This is a genomic window from Nonomuraea marmarensis (assembly GCF_043197025.1).
GTDB classification, from domain to species: domain Bacteria; phylum Actinomycetota; class Actinomycetes; order Streptosporangiales; family Streptosporangiaceae; genus Nonomuraea; species Nonomuraea marmarensis.
The window spans coordinates 61,217-76,647 of sequence record NZ_JBICRM010000039.1; the positions used below are offsets into that span (position 1 = coordinate 61,217).

General features: G+C 68.5%; 18 protein-coding genes and 2 pseudogenes. 7 read left to right on the forward strand and 13 right to left on the reverse strand.

The features are described 5' to 3' along the window. Positions 1 to 13: 13 nt before the first annotated feature. Positions 14 to 157, reverse strand: a complete 144-nt coding sequence (locus tag ACFLIM_RS41840; RefSeq protein WP_393174809.1) for a hypothetical protein — start codon at positions 155 to 157, stop codon at positions 14 to 16. 37 nt (positions 158 to 194) lie between these two features. Between ACFLIM_RS41840 and ACFLIM_RS41845 the strand changes: the two genes are divergently transcribed. Continuing rightward, the gene (locus tag ACFLIM_RS41845; protein WP_393174811.1) at positions 195 to 620 is read left to right on the forward strand and encodes a tetratricopeptide repeat protein; all 426 of its coding nucleotides are present in this window, start codon (positions 195 to 197) and stop codon (positions 618 to 620) included. Positions 621 to 935: 315 nt separating this feature from the next. On the opposite strand, the gene ACFLIM_RS41850 is transcribed toward ACFLIM_RS41845, so the two are convergent. Genes ACFLIM_RS41850 through ACFLIM_RS41860 form a run of 3 tightly spaced genes read right to left on the reverse strand, consistent with a single transcriptional unit; the run spans position 936 to position 3,618 of the window. After that, positions 936 to 1,610 carry an alpha/beta fold hydrolase gene (locus tag ACFLIM_RS41850; RefSeq protein WP_393174813.1) on the reverse strand — a complete coding sequence of 225 codons (675 nt, stop codon included), beginning with the start codon at positions 1,608 to 1,610 and terminating at the stop codon, positions 936 to 938. 11 nt (positions 1,611 to 1,621) lie between these two features. Next, entirely contained in the window at positions 1,622 to 2,797 is a 1,176-nt protein-coding gene (locus ACFLIM_RS41855; protein WP_393174815.1) for a YbfB/YjiJ family MFS transporter, read from the reverse strand. Further along, positions 2,794 to 3,618, reverse strand: a complete 825-nt coding sequence (locus ACFLIM_RS41860) for an alpha/beta hydrolase family protein (protein ID WP_393174817.1) — start codon at positions 3,616 to 3,618, stop codon at positions 2,794 to 2,796. The genes ACFLIM_RS41855 and ACFLIM_RS41860 overlap by 4 nt, the downstream gene beginning before the upstream one ends. An 81-nt stretch (positions 3,619 to 3,699) precedes the next feature. Here ACFLIM_RS41860 and ACFLIM_RS41865 point away from each other — a divergent pair, with 81 nt between their 5' ends. After that, positions 3,700 to 4,299, forward strand: coding sequence for a TetR/AcrR family transcriptional regulator (locus ACFLIM_RS41865; RefSeq protein ID WP_393174819.1), 600 nt, complete (start codon positions 3,700 to 3,702; stop codon positions 4,297 to 4,299). A 78-nt stretch (positions 4,300 to 4,377) separates the two neighbouring features. Here the strand turns inward: ACFLIM_RS41865 and ACFLIM_RS41870 are convergent, their stop codons facing one another. The 4 genes and pseudogenes from ACFLIM_RS41870 to ACFLIM_RS41885 all read right to left on the reverse strand — a co-directional run. Continuing rightward, positions 4,378 to 4,851 carry a hypothetical protein gene (locus ACFLIM_RS41870; RefSeq protein ID WP_393174821.1) on the reverse strand — a complete coding sequence of 158 codons (474 nt, stop codon included), beginning with the start codon at positions 4,849 to 4,851 and terminating at the stop codon, positions 4,378 to 4,380. Between the two features lie 185 nt (positions 4,852 to 5,036). Beyond that, positions 5,037 to 5,450 carry an ATP-binding protein gene (locus ACFLIM_RS41875; RefSeq protein WP_393174823.1) on the reverse strand — a complete coding sequence of 138 codons (414 nt, stop codon included), beginning with the start codon at positions 5,448 to 5,450 and terminating at the stop codon, positions 5,037 to 5,039. 106 nt (positions 5,451 to 5,556) lie between these two features. Further along, entirely contained in the window at positions 5,557 to 5,994 is a 438-nt protein-coding gene (locus tag ACFLIM_RS41880; protein WP_393174885.1) for a 3-keto-5-aminohexanoate cleavage protein, read from the reverse strand. Between the two features lie 173 nt (positions 5,995 to 6,167). Then, positions 6,168 to 6,437: pseudogene (locus ACFLIM_RS41885) on the reverse strand (IS3 family transposase); the annotation flags it as partial. A 218-nt stretch (positions 6,438 to 6,655) separates the two neighbouring features. Between ACFLIM_RS41885 and ACFLIM_RS41890 the strand changes: the two are divergent. Then, on the forward strand, positions 6,656 to 7,228 hold the full coding sequence (locus ACFLIM_RS41890; protein WP_393174825.1) for a TetR/AcrR family transcriptional regulator: 573 nt from the start codon (positions 6,656 to 6,658) through the stop codon (positions 7,226 to 7,228). On the opposite strand, the gene ACFLIM_RS41895 is transcribed toward ACFLIM_RS41890, so the two are convergent. Beyond that, positions 7,225 to 8,106 carry an NmrA/HSCARG family protein gene (locus tag ACFLIM_RS41895; protein WP_393174827.1) on the reverse strand — a complete coding sequence of 294 codons (882 nt, stop codon included), beginning with the start codon at positions 8,104 to 8,106 and terminating at the stop codon, positions 7,225 to 7,227. The genes ACFLIM_RS41890 and ACFLIM_RS41895 overlap by 4 nt on opposite strands. Before the next feature lie 198 nt (positions 8,107 to 8,304). Between ACFLIM_RS41895 and ACFLIM_RS41900 the strand changes: the two genes are divergently transcribed. Further along, positions 8,305 to 9,504, forward strand: coding sequence for an FAD-binding oxidoreductase (locus tag ACFLIM_RS41900; RefSeq protein ID WP_393174829.1), 1,200 nt, complete (start codon positions 8,305 to 8,307; stop codon positions 9,502 to 9,504). A 42-nt stretch (positions 9,505 to 9,546) separates the two neighbouring features. On the opposite strand, the gene ACFLIM_RS41905 is transcribed toward ACFLIM_RS41900, so the two are convergent. After that, positions 9,547 to 10,080 (reverse strand): MarR family winged helix-turn-helix transcriptional regulator, encoded by a 534-nt coding sequence (locus ACFLIM_RS41905; protein ID WP_393174831.1) that lies wholly within the window; start codon positions 10,078 to 10,080, stop codon positions 9,547 to 9,549. 103 nt (positions 10,081 to 10,183) lie between these two features. On the opposite strand from ACFLIM_RS41905, the gene ACFLIM_RS41910 reads away from it, so the two are divergent. From ACFLIM_RS41910 to ACFLIM_RS41920, 3 genes and pseudogenes are all read left to right on the forward strand, one after another. Continuing rightward, positions 10,184 to 11,128: an NADP-dependent oxidoreductase gene (locus ACFLIM_RS41910; protein WP_393174833.1), complete on the forward strand. Its 945-nt coding sequence runs from the start codon at positions 10,184 to 10,186 to the stop codon at positions 11,126 to 11,128. A 42-nt stretch (positions 11,129 to 11,170) separates the two neighbouring features. After that, the gene (locus tag ACFLIM_RS41915) at positions 11,171 to 11,869 is read left to right on the forward strand and encodes an alpha/beta hydrolase (protein ID WP_393174835.1); all 699 of its coding nucleotides are present in this window, start codon (positions 11,171 to 11,173) and stop codon (positions 11,867 to 11,869) included. Continuing rightward, a pseudogene (locus tag ACFLIM_RS41920) lies at positions 11,751 to 12,716 on the forward strand (recombinase family protein); the annotation flags it as partial. The gene ACFLIM_RS41915 and the pseudogene ACFLIM_RS41920, both read left to right, overlap by 119 nt. A 252-nt stretch (positions 12,717 to 12,968) precedes the next feature. Here ACFLIM_RS41920 and ACFLIM_RS41925 read toward each other — a convergent pair. From ACFLIM_RS41925 to ACFLIM_RS41935, 3 genes are all read right to left on the reverse strand, one after another. Further along, complete coding sequence (locus ACFLIM_RS41925) at positions 12,969 to 13,754, reverse strand: oxidoreductase (protein WP_393174887.1); 786 nt, start codon at positions 13,752 to 13,754, stop codon at positions 12,969 to 12,971. Between the two features lie 76 nt (positions 13,755 to 13,830). After that, on the reverse strand, positions 13,831 to 14,631 hold the full coding sequence (locus tag ACFLIM_RS41930) for an alpha/beta hydrolase (RefSeq protein ID WP_393174837.1): 801 nt from the start codon (positions 14,629 to 14,631) through the stop codon (positions 13,831 to 13,833). Positions 14,632 to 14,656: 25 nt separating this feature from the next. Beyond that, complete coding sequence (locus ACFLIM_RS41935) at positions 14,657 to 15,421, reverse strand: alpha/beta fold hydrolase (RefSeq protein WP_393174840.1); 765 nt, start codon at positions 15,419 to 15,421, stop codon at positions 14,657 to 14,659. Positions 15,422 to 15,431: the final 10 nt, after the last annotated feature.

Sequence of the window (15,431 nt, forward strand, 5' to 3'; positions counted from 1 at the left end):
CGGGCCGGCCCGCCTAGGCGACCGCCCAGAGGAAGGCGAGCAGCCCGAAGAGCCCCGCGGTCGCGCCGAGCGCCATCCAGAAGCCCCCGTGCCTGCGGTACGCGCGCACGGAGTTGCGCCGGTGCGCCTCCTCGAGGCCGCGCGCCACCCGGGCCATATGTGTTAGAGGTTCTAAGGCAGAAACGCCCGCGCCTTTGCTTCTGCCACCAGCAAAGCGTCTGCAGACTCCTCGCCTCGTTCGTCGCGTAGCGAGGAGTCTGAGTCCTCGTTCCTCTCCCTGCCGCTCAGTTCTGCCGTTCCTGGAGCTCGGCGACCACCGCGGCCGAGCGCACACTCTGGCCAGCCTGGGCTACATCCACCACCAACTCGGCCGGCACCAGCGGGCGGTACGCCGCTACCACAGCTCCCTCGGCCTGTTCAGGGAGATCGGCGACCAGTACAACGAAGCCGAGACGCTCATCCGGCTCGGCGAGGCCCTCCACGCCGGCGGGGACGCCGACGCGAGCCAGGACATCTGGCGGCAAGCCCTGGCGATCGTCACCGAGATCGACTTCCCCCACGCCGACCGGCTGCTGGCCCGACTGGGCCGTGACAAGGCCGGCGGCGCCGGAGCAAGATGATCTTTTTTGGCACGTGAGGCACGTTGGCTGGTCCTTAAGGTACGTTGCATCAAACGTGTGTCCAGCGGCCGGCATTCTTGCCGAAGCCTGGTTAGCCGTCCGCCGATACCGCTCCGGCTCTGCGGCGGTCGTGATTCCGGCTGGCGGCGCTCGCCTCCGCGTCCCGATGCGAGACCCGGAGGTTGGTTGCAGGGTGAGCGCGGCAGCGGGACGTTGGCGGCAACCGCATACTCGTCGGCGTCAAGGCTGTTCGGTGCCCCGTTATCCCCCGACAACCGCTGTGCTAGGCCGGTCTGAGCTGCCGATCCTTGGCAATCAGCGAGATTCTACGGCTTCGAGAAGGATCTTCAGCAGGTCCTGCGGTGCGTCCCGCATGAGGTTGTGCCCGCCTTCCAGCGCGTACGTCTTCCACGCGGGGTCCTCGCGCAGCCGCTGGTAGACGGGCGTGAAGGGGGACTCGCCGTCCCAGCCCGCCGCGTACACGTAGACCCGGCGTCGGACCCGCGCTGGATCGCCGGTGAGGCGCAGGGGCTGGAGGAGCGAGGCGAGCGGGTGGGGTGTGGCCCGGCCGTCGAAGAACGGCAGGGGCCGCACCGCGTACCCGGTCTCCATCACGTCCGTGTACCACTGCCGCTCCCGCTCGGAGACCAGGCTCCAGCAGGAGTCGCCGTCACCCGGTACCACGGCGTCCAGGTACACCAGAGCGGCCACGCGGCCGGGCATGCGGTCGGCGACGCCCGTGATCACCATTCCGCCGTAGCTGTGGCCGACCAGTACGGCGTCGTGGATGTTCTCGGACGCCAGGACCCCGGTCACGTCCTGGAGGTGCGTGTCGAGGTTCACTCCGCCGTGCAGCAGGTGACCGCGTTCGCTGAGCCCGGTCAGCGTCAGCGGGTAGGCGCGGTGCCCGTGGTCGCGGAGTTGTTCGGTGAGCTCGTCGAAACACCAGCCGCCGTGGCACATGCCGGGAATCAGAACGAAAGTTGCCATAACCGTGTTCCTTATCGTTGGTGACCGTGTGTCTCAGGCCAGGGCGCTGTGGAGGGGCGTGAACGGTTCCCGATCGTGGCGATCAGGGCCGCCGCGGCGCACAGGATCGCGGTCCACGCCAGGGTCGCGTTGGTCGAGGTGTGATCGGCGAGGAGCCCGGCCAGCCACGGGCCGACGGTCTGTCCGGCGGCGAACAGCGTGGTGAAGGCCGCCAGTGTGGCGGTCCAGCCGGCGGGCGGGGTGCTCGCCTTGATGAGCGCGGTGACGGCGGCGGGGACGCCCATGAACGTCGCCCCGTACACGATGGCGGAGGCGAGGATGATCGGCGGTGCCGGGGATATGAGGGGGAGCGCCGCTCCGCCGGCGAGGATGGCGAGCAGTGCGGCCAGGGCTCTGCTGCCGGGCCAGTGGGTGATGGGTCGGCTCCACAGGAAGGGCGCCGCCATGACGGCCAGCCCTAGAACCGTCCAGGTGAACGTCACCTGCGAGACCGGCGCGTTCCGGTCTGCGAGGTAGGCGGACAGGAAGGTGATGTAGGTGATGTAGCCGACGGCGAAGAGCAGATAGGCCAGGGCCGTCCGCCACAGCGCACGCACCGGCGCCCGTCCGGCGGTGGCGGCCGATGTGTCCCTGTTGTCATCGGTGCGCGCGGCGGACCAGCTGGCCAGTGCCGCCAGTCCGGCGGCGACGCTCAGGCCGGCCCAGGCGAGTTGCCAGCGATCGCCCAGCGCCGGGATGGTCGCGCCGCTGAACACGATGCCCAGCCCGGTGCCGGCGAAGTAGACGGCGATCGGCATGCCGGAGGAGATGTCGGTGGCGATGCGCGCCGCGACAACGCCGCCGGTGATGAACACCGATGCCCCCGCCGCCCCGGCGACGGACCGTGCGGTCAGCAGTGCCAGGTAGTCACCGCTGCCGGGGGTCACGGCGAGTGCCACCGCGGTGAGGACCATCCCCCAGCGGAAGGTGGCGGCGGTGCCCAGCCGGCGCCGGACGACGGGGGTCACCAGCGCGCCCACGAGGTAGCCGAGCCCGTTGGCGGCGCTCATCGTCCCGGCTTCGGCCAGGGTCCAGTGCAGGTCGTCCCGCATGGCCGGCAGGAGCAGCCCGTACGCAAAGCGCGCCAGCCCGAGCGCCGAAGCGGTGCCGAGAGCCAACCGCAGCGCCTGCCACTGTGCCGGCCTCATGGGCAGCGCGTCAGGAAGCTCAAGATCGTACGGGTCAGGGTCACGCGATGGTCCGACAACGCGTGGTCGGTCGCGAAGAGGTGGTGTTGGAGCTGCTTGACGGGCTGCGCCTGGTACGCCGTGACGACTGGTTCGTGATGCACGCGGTATGGGGTGACGGTGTCGAGGCCGCTGCCGATCAGGAGCACCGGGCGGTCCGCCAGCAGTGGCGCGAGCCCGGCCAGCCGCCACGAGTCGCCGGCCGCCTCCATCTCGCTGACGAGTGCCTCCCCGCTGGTGCCTCGAAGGGGACCTAGTTCGCCGGTGAACACCTCGACATAGCTCGCCCGGACACTCGGGTCGGCACGGCAGAGCGCCGCTACCGTACCGAAGTCGAATGCGGCCACCGAGGCGACGGCGACGACGGACGGTTCGGCCGCCGCGGTCATCAGCGCGGCGAAACCGCCCAGGCTATGGCCGATCAACACCAACCGCCGCAGATCAAGGCGGTGAGCGGCGGCGAAGCCGCGCAGTCCGGCCACGACCGCTGCCGTGTCCTCCAGCACGTGTCCCCATGACCACGAACCGCCGACGCCCCACGAACCGCGATAGTGGAACACCAAGGACGCGTAGCCCGCACGGCGCAGCACCTGCGCGAGATCGAAGTTGCGTTCGTTGCCGGGGAAGCCGTGCAGCAGCACGACGACAGGATGCGGCCCTCGGCCTGCCGGCACATGCAACACACCGAGCAAGGACGCGCCCCCGCTGTCGAACGTCAACGCCGGCGTGGTGGCCGGGTAGTCAGGGTCGCGCGGAGGGTCGGCGGCAAGCGGGTCAAACATGGAAGAACTCCCCAAGGTCGAACCGATCGGTACGATCCGAGACGTTAGCAGCAGATCGAACCGGCCGGTACCATCTATCGCATGCCAGTCGCCAAAGGCTCGACAATCGACCCCGCACGCACCCGCGCCACCATCCTCGAAGCAGCCACCACGGTGCTGTACGAGCGCGGGCTCGACGGCATCGGCGTCGCCGAGCTGTGCACCCGCGTCGGCGTCTCCAAGGAGACGCTCTACCGGCACTTCGGCACCAAGGAGGGCCTGGTCGACGCCATGCTCCGTCAGCGCAGCGAACGGGTCACGCAATGGCTGACCGCGGCCGCCGAAGCCGCCGGCGACGACCCCCGCGACCAGCTCGCCGCCGTGTTCGACGCCCTCCAGCAGTGGTACGACGACCCGGCCTTCCGCGGCTGCGCGATGCTGAACGCGGCCGCCCAGCACCACGTCGAGACCGTACGCGCCCTCACCGCGCGTCATCTCGACCGCTACCTCGAGCTGCTGGCCGGCATCGCCAATCGCGCCGGAGCCGCCGATCCCCAGGTCCTGGGGCGGCAGTTGCTCATGCTGGTCGAGGGTGCGACCGTCGTGGCCGCACATCACGACACAGTCGGCGCGGGCGAGCAAGCCCGCCACGCCGCACTCACCTTGCTGTCCGCCGCCACCGCAAGCAGCCCTTGCGGCTAGGAGCCTCCTGCCGGCACCTGCCTGCCACACTGGTGACCACCGTTGAGGAAGCCCCCGCCTGCTGCGGATGCCCCCACCTCACCCGTGTCTGGGCCGGACGGTGGCGGTATGGGAACGCGCGATGAGTTCCAAAGTAGCTGTGCATGATCGGGGTGACTGTGCGTGCTCGCATAAATGACCAAGACCGCCTGCACGTCCCCGAAGTCGCCCTTGCAGGAGCCTGGCGGTCACGAACATCAGGGTGTTCACCGAGAGCCCCGCCATCAGGGCTCCGGTGGCGAGCACCCACGTTCCGATGACGTAGTCGCGCTTGCGCCCGTGGTCGTCGGCGAGCCCACTGGCGATCAGCAGAAGTGCGGACAAACCGAGCGCGATCGCGTTCAGTATCCAGGCAGGGACCGGTGCGACCCGAGCCGAGGTTGGCGCCGGCTCGGATACCGTGACCATGGGCACCGTGTAGTTGATCAATGCGAGCAGTGCGGCGGCGCAGGCCGCCATGGCCACTGTCCCCGACGTACGCAGCACGGTCGGCAGTGGTGTGGTGCGAGTCACGAGATCTTCAATGGTTCATTTATTGAACTGATGCCAGGTTGGCGCGAGTAGGTTCAATGAATGAAATACCTAGGAGGTCATGATCGCCGCTCAGTACGGCAGCCGCCGCCCTGACGGGGTACGCAGGTCCAAGGGTGTCCTGGTCATCCGCGTCCTGGGCTTGCGGATTCTGATCTGCTTCATGATCAGGCGGCCTTTCCGAGTCCCGATGAGTCCATGCAGGTGCAGCCGATCTCACACCACACACCGGTGTGATCACGGTTGTGGGTGACGCCCCAGTTGCGGGAGAGATGATCAACAAGGAACAGGCCGCGTCCGCGGGTGGCCTCCTCATCGGCGCGGCCGAGCCGCGGCGTACTCGTGCCACCGTGGTCGTGCACCTCGATGCGGACAGCGTCGGCCAGATGGGTGATCCGCACCTCGATGTTGTCGTCACGACTGCAGGCGGAGTGTTCGACAGCGTTGGCGGCCAGTTCGGAGACCGCCAGAACCACGTCGTCCGCAGAGGGATGGCCGGTCACAAAGCCGATCACGAAATGACGCACGTGTCCGAGCTCCTCCAGCAGGGCCGGAAATTCCCGTGTCTCCATGTCAGTCATTTGGACCGCCTCCGCGGGTGGATGGCTCGTTCCTCTTAACACCTCTAATCCTGCCGATTCGGCTTGTCGGTCACCTGTCGTTCGCTTTCGGTCGGCTGTCGGTGGCTCAAGGGCCCAGGAGCCCCTCAGCCTGGTCCACATCGGGGACGGGCCTGTCCAGCTCGCGAGCGAGCCGCAGCGCCCACTCCACCAGCGGCCTGTTGCCCAGGGCCAGCTCTCCTTTGCGAGGTGGAGGGCGCCCTCCAGACCGGCGGGGCATTGCCACCGAGGGCGAGGCCCATCGCGGTAAGCGGCAGGTTGCCCGTCCGATCGCGATGACCTGCCAGACGGCGTCCGAGGGCAGGCAGCGGAGCATGGTGCCCAGGTTGCCCGCGGTGGCCGCCATGCCGCCCCGGACACCCAGGACAAAGCTGAACTGGAGCGTCCCCATGAGCAGTCCCTCGTCACCAGCCGAAGGCAGGCGTCCAGGTGCCCAGTGTCGTAGATCTCCGGCTCTGACCGGCTGACCTGACCACAGCCCGGACACATTCCCCGAGCTGATCATCAGGCTGTGCTCGGCGAGGACCAAGAACGGCAAGGTCGTAGCCACATTGGTGCCGACCGACGCGGCCCAGCGCCCAGGCCGAAGCGGCGATCAAGGACCGGCAGCAGATCCTGCCAGAGCTCGACCGGCAGCGAGGACTCCCCGGCTATCGGGGGTCTTCGAGGCTCTCATTAGGTCAAGTCCGCCATCCACAACCGATTCGGCGCGCTCGCGGCGAAGTCGCGCTCGACCAGGTCGGCCGGACGCGGGCTTTGTGGCTCGGCGATGGTGGTGCGCCGTTTGTGATCGCCGCGGACCGCGCCGGACAGCCCGGGCTGGCGCATCAGCCGGGCCACCGTGCAGCGGGCCACGGCCACGCCGTGGCGGTTGAGGGCCTTCCATATCTTGCGCACCCCATACACCTCGAAGTTGTCCCTCCACAGCCGGATGATCTCGGCCGACAGTCGCGGGCTCAGCCGCTGATCTTGCTCGTCCGCGAACAGCCACCGCACGCCGTGTCGCTGATGCAGGAGTTCGACGGCGGCGCGACTGGCTCGCGCAGGCCACGATGGAAGCTGCCGCGCAGCAGGTGGAGCACGCACGGTGTCGGCCATCAGGCGTCTCCTTGATCGTCGGATCCGCCGTGCATGAGACACTCCCGCTCGCGTAGGATGTGTTGTTCATGACCTCCACGCGAACGCGCAAGCTCCGGAAGGATGCGGCGGAGAACACTGAGCGGCTGATTGCTGCAGCTGTGCGTGCGGGGCTGGCCGAGGGTAAGTTCGTTCCGCTGGAGCAGATCGCTGCTGAGGCGGGAGTCGGGATCGGGACGCTCTACCGTCGCTACCCGAACCGGGAGGCGCTGCTTGAGGCGATGGCGGTCCGCGCCTATCGTCTGATCCTGGCCGAGGCCGAGGACGCGCTGACGTCCGGCGATACCGGTCATGACTCGATCAGCCGGTTCCTCCATCAAACCTTCGCTCATCGAGACGAACTGGTGCTTCCGCTCCACGGAGCGCCCATGACCGAGGGCACCGAGTCCGCGGAGCTGCGCGCGCGCATGCAGCAAACCATGGGCGCCATCCTCGAGCGCGGCCATCAGGACGGTTCGGTCCGCACGGATGTGAATGCGGGGACCGTGGTGCGTTTCGGGGCGATGCTCGCGCAGCCGATGTCGAACGTGCCCGGCTGGGCCGAGGCGGCCGCCGAGCTGCGCGCGGTGTTCCTGCGCGGGATCGCACCCGATCGCGGTTAGTTCGACGCGTCAGTTCCGGCGCGCGCGGGACCCTGGTCGGATACCCATGCTGCGAAGTCGCGCACGTCGGGGACGAGGTGGCGCGTGACGTCGAAGTCGGCCTGGTAGGCGGGGACGGTGGTGAACCACTGGAACATCGCTCGCATGTCCTCGTCATCACGGAGCACATCGATCGGCAGCCCTTCGTACCGCGTCGGTCGGCCGAGCTCGGATGCGATCCGGTCGGCCACCTGAGCCATTGTGAGCTCATCGCCGGCGAGTTCGACCGCATCACCATCGATTACATCAGGGGCGATCAAGAGACGCGCGGCGGCGGCGCCGATGTCGCGAACGGCGATCATCTGGAGCGGAACGTCACCTGCAACCGGCAGGCGAAGCACCAGCTCCCCCCTCCCGCCGTCGGCGAGCTGCGGCGCCAGGTTTTCCATGAAGAACGTCGGGCGGATGAACTTCGTCGGTACGACCTCGCTAAGCCGCTGTTCGACCCGGTGCTTGCTCTCGAAGTGCGGGATCCCTGTCGCTCGCTCTGCCCCGCCGACCGACGAGTACACGACGTGCGGCACGCCCGCGCGTGCTGCGGCATCCGCGACGCTCACACCGCGGCGCGCCTCGCCCTCCGTGCCGTCTGCTCCCTCGAACGTCGTCATGAAGAACAGTGCTGCGACCTCGGTGAGTGCTCGCTGGAGCGATTCGCTGTTCTCCTGGTCGGCGGCGACGACCTCCACCCCGCGGGCTCGGAGAGCACGTGCGCCCGCGGCTTCGGCGTCGCGAACCAGGGCGCGAACCGCTTGCTTCCGCGCGAGCAGGGCATCCACCACGCTGCCGCCCTGCTGTCCGGTCGCACCGATCACGGCGATGGGCTGCTGAAGATGAGTCATGAGTCATCCAATCTGAGTAGGTGACATTTAAACCGGAGGAAAACCTCCGCTATTCCCGTACGATGAGCGCTGCTCGTTGACGCGGACTCAGACGGTTACGCCGCCGCCACCCGACCCCACAACTCGTCCATCAAGCAGCGACCTGCGCGGGTCGCAGTCGTCTCCCGTCCGGAGGACATCGCGCCCACGCTCGATGAGGTGGCTGCGCTTGCGCAGTCGTCGGGCACGCCACTCGAGATCGTGCCGCAGGCGACCGGCCACGGAGCCGGCGCGCCGGTGGGCAAGGGGGCGGTCCTCCTCGACACGTCGAGGCTCACCGACGTGTCGATCGACCCCGAGTTGCGCGTCGCCGTGGTTGGGGCCGGCGCAACCTGGTCTGCGGTGAACGCCGCCGCCGAACAGCACGGCTTGCTCGGATTAGCTGGCTCAGCCCCGAGTGTGTCCGTGTCCGGTTACACCTTCGGCGGCGGCATCGGTTGGCTTGTCCGGCGGGATGGACTTGCCAGTGGAGCACTTCGTGCCGTCCGCTACGTCGACGGCAGCGGTCGCTCCCGCACCGCTGCGGACGACTCCACCGACGAGGTCGATCGGGCGGCGATTTGGGCCTTCCGCGGAGCGGGGGGAGTCGGGATCGCTCATACGCTGGAGTTCGACCTCGTCCCAGTGGCGGACCTCCATGCCGGAGCACTGCTGTGGCATGCCGACGCGCTACCGAAACTCGTCGCAGCATGGTCGAGCACCATCGGAACAGTCGGTAGCAGCGTTTCCTCCAGCATCGCGGTGCTCCACGTGCCGCCTCTGCCCCCGTTCCCGGAGGAGCTGCACGGGAGGGTCGCAGTTCACCTCGCGATCGCCGATCCTGACGGGCCCGTCGCGGCAACTCCGCTGCTTGACGCGATGCGGGCGGCAGCGGAGCCTGTCTCCGACAGCTGGGGCCCGACCGACGCGGCGGGACTTGCTCGGATCCACCTCGATCCACCTACGGCAACCCCGGCCATCGGTGACGCGCGGTGGCTCGACGCATCGACCCCTGTCATCGCCGAAGCGCTCCTCTCGACAGCCGCGGCAGACGACGCCCCGATCGTGATGATGGAGATCCGCCACGTGGCGGGCGCACCGGTCAGGCGCACCGGGGCCGTTGTGGCCCCGCCGGGCGACTTCATCTACCACGCGGTTGCGCCGCTCAACCTGTTCCCCCGTGAACGGATCGAAGCAGGGTTCGCTCGGGCACGATCTGTCTGGTCGATTGCCGACGCCGGCTCGAGGCCGGGCTCGTGGGTCGAGGGCGCGGCTAGCGTGCCGGATGCGCTGCCAGCGGATGTCCGGAAGCGGTCCGCGGCGATCGCCGACGCTGTAGACCCGGACGCCCGAATCCGCCGCTCGCGCCTGCTCGGATGATCCCGCGGCGCTCGTTGACCCAGCGATGGGGCCGGGGCGCGATCAGGCTCCGCCGCCATTGGGGCTCTGGCGTGCGGCGCTCTTCCGGCGCCGCTTCGCCGACCGAGGCGGGATGGAGCGCATGTGATCGCGGACGACGGTGAGGACACGAGCGAGGCTGTCGATGTCCGCGCGCGCGAGCGGTTCGAGGAAGAGTTGCCGCAGGACGTCGATGTGACCGGGGAACACCCTGGCGAGCACGTCCCGTCCCGCCTCGGTGATGGTCACCGTCACGCCTCGGTCGTCCTCCGCGGACGGGCTGCGGGCGACGAGTCCGGCCTTCTCCAGCAGGCCCACCTGGTAGGTCAGGCCGCTGCGGCTGTACACAACCCCGTCTGCCAGCTCGGTCATGCGCTGGCTGCCGTCTGCCGTGTCCCCGAGTCTGGCCAAGAGCTGGAACTGGACGTAGCTGAGGTCGCCGGCGTCGCGCAGCTGCTGCTCCACCGTGTGGCGCAGGAGGCTGCTCACCTCGATCAGCGCGAAGTACGCGCCGAGTTCGGCGGGATCGAGCGGCGGAGGGGACGCTTCTTCGGTCATGCCGCAATCGTACTTGCTTCGAGTTCGAAGCGGTGCTAGCTTCATTTCACTGAAATGCTTCGAACTCGAAGCACGTTGACTCTCTCGAAGAAAGAAGTTCGTCATGAAGGCAGTGCGATTCGACGAGTACGGCGATGCTGATGTCCTGCGCTACCAGGACGTGGCGCTGCCCGTCCCCAGCGCTGGTGAGGTTCGCATCCGGGTCGCGGCGACGTCGTTCAACCCGGTCGACGCCGGTATCCGCAGCGGTGGTCTCCAGGGCCCGTTCCCGGTGACGCTCCCGCACACGCCTGGCATCGACGTCGCCGGAACGGTCGACGCGCTCGGTGACGGCGTCGATGCGGTGGCGGTCGGTGACGAGGTCGTCGGATTCCTCCCGATGATCGGCGACGGCGCAGCTGCTGAGTACGTCATCGCGCCCGCCGAGGTCCTGGCGGCCGCGCCTTCGAGCGTGCCGCTCGCTGACGCGGCGGCCCTGCCACTGGTGGGCCTGACCGCATGGCAGGCACTGTTCGAACTCGGCGAGCTCACCGCCGGGCAACGCGTGCTCATCACCGGCGCCGGAGGCGCTGTCGGTGCCTACGCGGTGCAGCTGGCAAAGAACGCCGGCGCGCACGTCATCGCCACGGCGAGCCCGCGCAGCGCGGACCGGGTCCGGGCCGCCGGTGCCGACGAGGTCCTCGACCACACCGCGACCGACGTGGTGGATGCGGTGACCCAGCCGGTCGACCTCCTGCTCAACCTCGCACCGATCGAGCCCTCGCAGCTCGCCGACCAGGCCGCTCTCGTGCGGTCCGGCGGGGCCGTGGTCAACACCACGGTGTGGATGCAGGCGCCGAGCGACGAAGCGCGCCATGTGCGCGGGCTCAACGTCTTCGTCCGGAGCGACGCCAAGCAGCTCGCCGGCCTCGTGGCGGCGATCGACCGAGGCGAACTTCACATCGACATCAGCCGCCGTATCCAGCTCAAGGACCTCCCGGCCTTCCATGCGGAAGTCGCCGCCGGTGCCGTGTCCGGCAAGGTCGTCGTCCTTGCGCCGACCGCCTAACCCTCTCATCCCTCACTGGACTTGAATCGAACGGAACCGAACATGTCCCTCATCCTGGATCCCGAAGTCGCCGAAGCCATGGCCCCAATGGGCGAAGCGATGGCCGGCATGACCCCGCCGGTCGTCGGCGACGTCGGCGGACGACGCGCCATGTGGGAACCGATCCTTGACGCGTCAGGGAAGGCCCAGCCGATCCCGGAGGACGTCACCACACACGACTACGTCGCCGCCACGGAGGACGGCGCCCAGATCACGATGCGCTGGTACGCCAAGAACGAGAGCACCCCCGGCTCGGCCGTGCTGTTCTTCCACGGCGGCGGCTACCTTTTCGGCCACATCGAGCACTTCGACGGCCCCGTCACCCGGTACGTCTCGACGAGCGGCGTGCCCATGCTCTCCGTCGAGTACCGCCGAGCACCCGAACACCCCTACCCCACCCCGCTCGAGGACGCCTACACCGCCCTGAAGTGGCTCAACGGGCACGCCGCCGAGCTCGGCGTCGACCCCGACCGGATCGGCGTCATGGGCGACAGCGCCGGTGGGGGTATGGCGGCCGCACTCTCGATCCTCAGCCGCGACCGCCGCGGCCCGCAGATCGCCCGGGCAGATCCTCCTGATGCCGATGCTCGACGACCGGAACACCACCCCGGACCCGCACATCGCACCCCTCGCCGTGTGGACCTACGACGACAGCCGCACTGCCTGGCCCGCACTCCTCGGCGACGCGGCCGGCGGGCCTGACGTCCCGGCCACCGCCGCCCCGGCTCGCCTCGAGAACGCGACCGACCTGCGGCCGGCCTACATCGAAATCGGGCAGATCGACGCCTTCCGCGACGAAGCCAGCGCCTACGCCATCACGCTCAGCCGCGCCGGCGTCCCGGTCGAGTTCCACCTCCACCCCGGAGTCCCGCACGAATTCGACTCCATCGCCTTCAACGCGGACGTCTCCCGGCGCGCGATCGCCGACCGCGTCCTGAGTCAATCTGAACCCTTCGGAGCACGCTCGCCCTCGCCCCGCGAGCGTGCTCCGAAGGGTTCCTGTTCTGCCCTTGGCGCACAAATTGCCTGTTCGATAGGGATCGCTCAACGCTCCACCCGTAATCAGCGCCTGGACCGGCAGACCCGCGCGCTCGAAGCCGCCGGCTGCATCCGGATCTTCGCCGACAAGCTGAGCGGCAAGAACACCGACCACGAAGAGCTCACCAAGGCTCTGGACTACCTGCGCCCCGGCGACACCTTCGTCGTCCCCTCGCTCGACCGGCTCGTCCGCTCCCTGCAGGACCTCACCACGATCGTCGCCGATCTGCGCCGCTGCGGCGTCGGCTTCCAGTCCCTGAAGGAAGCCCTCGACACCACCACCCCCGGCGGCCGCCTCGTCTTCCACGTCTTCGCCGCGCTCGCCGAGTTCATCCGTGAGCTGATCGTGGAAGGTACCCAGGAGGGCCTGGCCGCCAAGGCTCGCGGCGTTCGTCTCGGGCGTCCGCCCGCGATGACGCCCGAACAGGTCCGGCACGCCCGCGCCTTGCTCGCTCAGCCCGACGCCACCGTGTCCTCGATCGCCGGGCTGCTGAACGTCAGCCGCTCCACGATCTACAAGTACGCGTTGGCTGGCACCACTGGCCTTCACCGACTGGCCGGCGGCCCGGGTCACCTCCAAGTTGACGCGCGCCATCGTCGCTGTAGAACATCTACCTTGACCAGGGCATCGGCTGCTGAGATTGGCTGCAAGGGGCTGGCGAAGCCGTTGGCTGAGACCAGTTCGTGCAGGCTTCCCGAAGAATGCTCCACGGCCAATTTCCGCGCTCAGCCCCAACCATCGCTCATCCTGAAGGCGAGAGGTTCACAGGGTTTTGGTGAGTCCTCCGTCGATGACGAAGTCGGTGCCGGTGACGTTCCCCGCCCGGTCGCTGGACAGGAGCAGTACCAGGTCGGCGATTTCGTGTGGGTGAGTGAATCTGCCGGTCTCGGCTTGGGCGGCGGTCTGTTTGGCCACCGCTGCGGGGTCACCGCCATTGGCGCGGGCAACGGTCGCGGCGACGCCTTCGTCTCCGAGCCACAGGTCCGTGGTGACCGGGCCGGGACTGATGGTGTTGACTCGGATGCCTTGGGCCCCGACTTCTTTCGACAGGGCTTTGGAGAAGTTGGTGAGGGCGGCTTTGGCGGCGCTGTAGTCGATCACTGCTGGGTCGGGCAGGAAGGCGTTGACCGAACTGATCGTAACGACGTTGCCATGCCCGGCCGCGAGCATGGTCGGCAGCGCGGCGCGCGTGGTGCGTATCGCCGCCATCAGGTTGAGCGTCAGGCAGTGAAGCCATTGTTCGTCGGTGACGTTCATAAACCCTGTCAGGCGCGGCGCGACCGCGCCGACGTTGTTGACCAGGATGTCGAGGCGCCCGTGTGCCAGCGCGGCGGCGATGAGGTGGGCCGGGCCTGCGGTGGTGGCCAGATCGACCTCGATCGCCTGCACACTTCCCCTTTCGTCCAGTTCTTTCAGTTCAGGTGTGCGTCGGCGTGATCCGGCGACGACGTGGACTCCCTCCTTTACCAGGGCCTGGGTGATGGCTAGTCCGATTCCCTTGCCGGCACCGGTCACCACCGCGACCTTGCCCTGCAGTTCCAAGTCCATGGCATCCCTTTCTGCGGCACAGTCCGCAGCGCTGACCGGTGATGGCGCTCAACGCTGCGGATCGCTTTCAGCTCGTCTACAGGTCGTTCCCGGTGAGCCAGGTCAGGCAGGCGTCCGCCACTTCACGCCAGCCGTGGTCGATGGTCAGGGAGTGGCCGCGGTCGGGGAACTCCTGGATCTCGGTGATCGCGGTGGAGTCCCGGTACTGCTTGAGGGTCGCTTTGGTGACGGTCTCGGGGACGGTGTGGTCCTTGCCGCCGGCGATCAGGAGCAGCGGTCCTCGGGCGTTGTTGCCGGTGTCGACCTTGGCGGGCGAGTGGGGGGAGAAGTTGGCGGCGGCGGCTTCGAACAGCGGCTTGCCCGGCGCGGGGATGGTCCAGCGTTCGTACAGTTCGGCGGCTTCCTGAGCCGGGATGGCGTTGCCGAACGCGTAGGTGAACTGGTCGAGGGTGAGGGAGACGGCCCGGTGCTTGTTGGCCGGGTTCTTGAACACCGGCAGGGTCGAGCGCAGCGCCGACAACGGCAGCGGCAGCACCCCTTTGATCTGTGCGGCGTCGATCGCGATCGCGGCTCTGGCCAGGTCCTGCCCGAGCAGCTTCTCGGCGATCATGCCGCCGAAGGAGTGGCCGATCAGGATCGGCTTGACGTCCAGAGCGTTGATGATCTCCGTGTAGTGGGCGACGACGTCGTCGATGCCATGGTCGGCGATGCTGTCGGGGTCCTTGCGGGACAGTTCGACGCTTTCGCCGTCGCCCGGCCAGCCGGGGGCCGTCGCGTCGTAGCCGGCGGTCGTGAACAGCTCGGTCCAGGAGGACCAGGAGGTGGCGTGCAGCCAAAGGCCGTGGATGAAGATGACGGGAATGGTCGGTGCGGTCATCGGATGCTCCTCAGGAACACGGCTGTCATGCCGGATGGGTGTGCTTGACCGCCTGGGTCGCGGTCGCGGCGGTGCGGATGTGGCCGGCCACGGCTGCCGGTTGCGACAGCGCGATCGCGTGTGAGGCGTCGACCTCGATGGTGTCGGCCCCGGCGCGCTTGGCCATGAAACGCTGGGCGTCGGGATGGATCGCCTGGTCGGCGGTCGCCACGACGTACCAGGACGGCAGGGTCTTCCAGCTCGCGGCGGGAAAGCTGTCCTCGAAGGCCACAGGCGCGATGCGGCGTTGGGCGGCGGCCGCCACCGAGGTGAGGCGCTCGGGCAGGTCGGCGGCAAACACCGCGGGGAACTGGTCGTTTTTGAGGAACAGCTCGACGGCCTCCTGCCCATCGCCGGTGCGGTAGACCGCCGGCCGCAGCGCCGGGCCCAGCAGGCTGTCGGGGAAGCGGCCCGTGACGTCCAGCACGCTCTCCCCTGCGTCCAGGGCGAAAGCGGTCACGTAGACCAGCCCGACCACGTTGCCCGGCTGGGCTCCGGCCCAGGTGATGACCGCACCGCCGTAGGAGTGACCCACCAGCAGGACCGGGCCGTCGATCGCGGCGACGACGCTGGCGAGGTAGGCGGCGTCAGTGGCCAGTCCGCGCAGCGGGTTGGCCACCGCGGTCACGGGGATCCCGGAAGCCTGGAGTTCGGCGATCACGCCCGCCCAGCTCGACGCGTCTGCGAAGGCGCCGTGGACCAGGACGACGGTCGGCGTGCTGCCGTTCTTGAAGGATCTCACTGCTGTCATGGCCTCACCG

Excerpts from the sequence above, each read along its gene's own strand:
- ACFLIM_RS41890 (WP_393174825.1), top strand. The coding sequence starts at position 6,656 with ATGACCTCCACGCGAACGCGCAAGCTCCGGAAGGATGCGGCGGAGAAC.
- ACFLIM_RS41895 (WP_393174827.1), bottom strand. The coding sequence starts at position 8,106 with ATGACTCATCTTCAGCAGCCCATCGCCGTGATCGGTGCGACCGGACAG.
- ACFLIM_RS41855 (WP_393174815.1), bottom strand. The coding sequence starts at position 2,797 with ATGAGGCCGGCACAGTGGCAGGCGCTGCGGTTGGCTCTCGGCACCGCT.
- ACFLIM_RS41915 (WP_393174835.1), top strand. The coding sequence starts at position 11,171 with ATGTCCCTCATCCTGGATCCCGAAGTCGCCGAAGCCATGGCCCCAATG.
- ACFLIM_RS41840 (WP_393174809.1), bottom strand. The coding sequence starts at position 157 with ATGGCCCGGGTGGCGCGCGGCCTCGAGGAGGCGCACCGGCGCAACTCC.
- ACFLIM_RS41860 (WP_393174817.1), bottom strand. The coding sequence starts at position 3,618 with ATGTTTGACCCGCTTGCCGCCGACCCTCCGCGCGACCCTGACTACCCG.
- ACFLIM_RS41850 (WP_393174813.1), bottom strand. The coding sequence starts at position 1,610 with ATGGCAACTTTCGTTCTGATTCCCGGCATGTGCCACGGCGGCTGGTGT.
- ACFLIM_RS41910 (WP_393174833.1), top strand. The coding sequence starts at position 10,184 with ATGAAGGCAGTGCGATTCGACGAGTACGGCGATGCTGATGTCCTGCGC.
- ACFLIM_RS41925 (WP_393174887.1), bottom strand. The coding sequence starts at position 13,754 with ATGGACTTGGAACTGCAGGGCAAGGTCGCGGTGGTGACCGGTGCCGGC.
- ACFLIM_RS41930 (WP_393174837.1), bottom strand. The coding sequence starts at position 14,631 with ATGACCGCACCGACCATTCCCGTCATCTTCATCCACGGCCTTTGGCTG.
- ACFLIM_RS41880 (WP_393174885.1), bottom strand. The coding sequence starts at position 5,994 with ATGATCAGCTCGGGGAATGTGTCCGGGCTGTGGTCAGGTCAGCCGGTC.
- ACFLIM_RS41865 (WP_393174819.1), top strand. The coding sequence starts at position 3,700 with ATGCCAGTCGCCAAAGGCTCGACAATCGACCCCGCACGCACCCGCGCC.
- ACFLIM_RS41935 (WP_393174840.1), bottom strand. The coding sequence starts at position 15,421 with ATGACAGCAGTGAGATCCTTCAAGAACGGCAGCACGCCGACCGTCGTC.
- ACFLIM_RS41905 (WP_393174831.1), bottom strand. The coding sequence starts at position 10,080 with ATGACCGAAGAAGCGTCCCCTCCGCCGCTCGATCCCGCCGAACTCGGC.
- ACFLIM_RS41875 (WP_393174823.1), bottom strand. The coding sequence starts at position 5,450 with ATGACTGACATGGAGACACGGGAATTTCCGGCCCTGCTGGAGGAGCTC.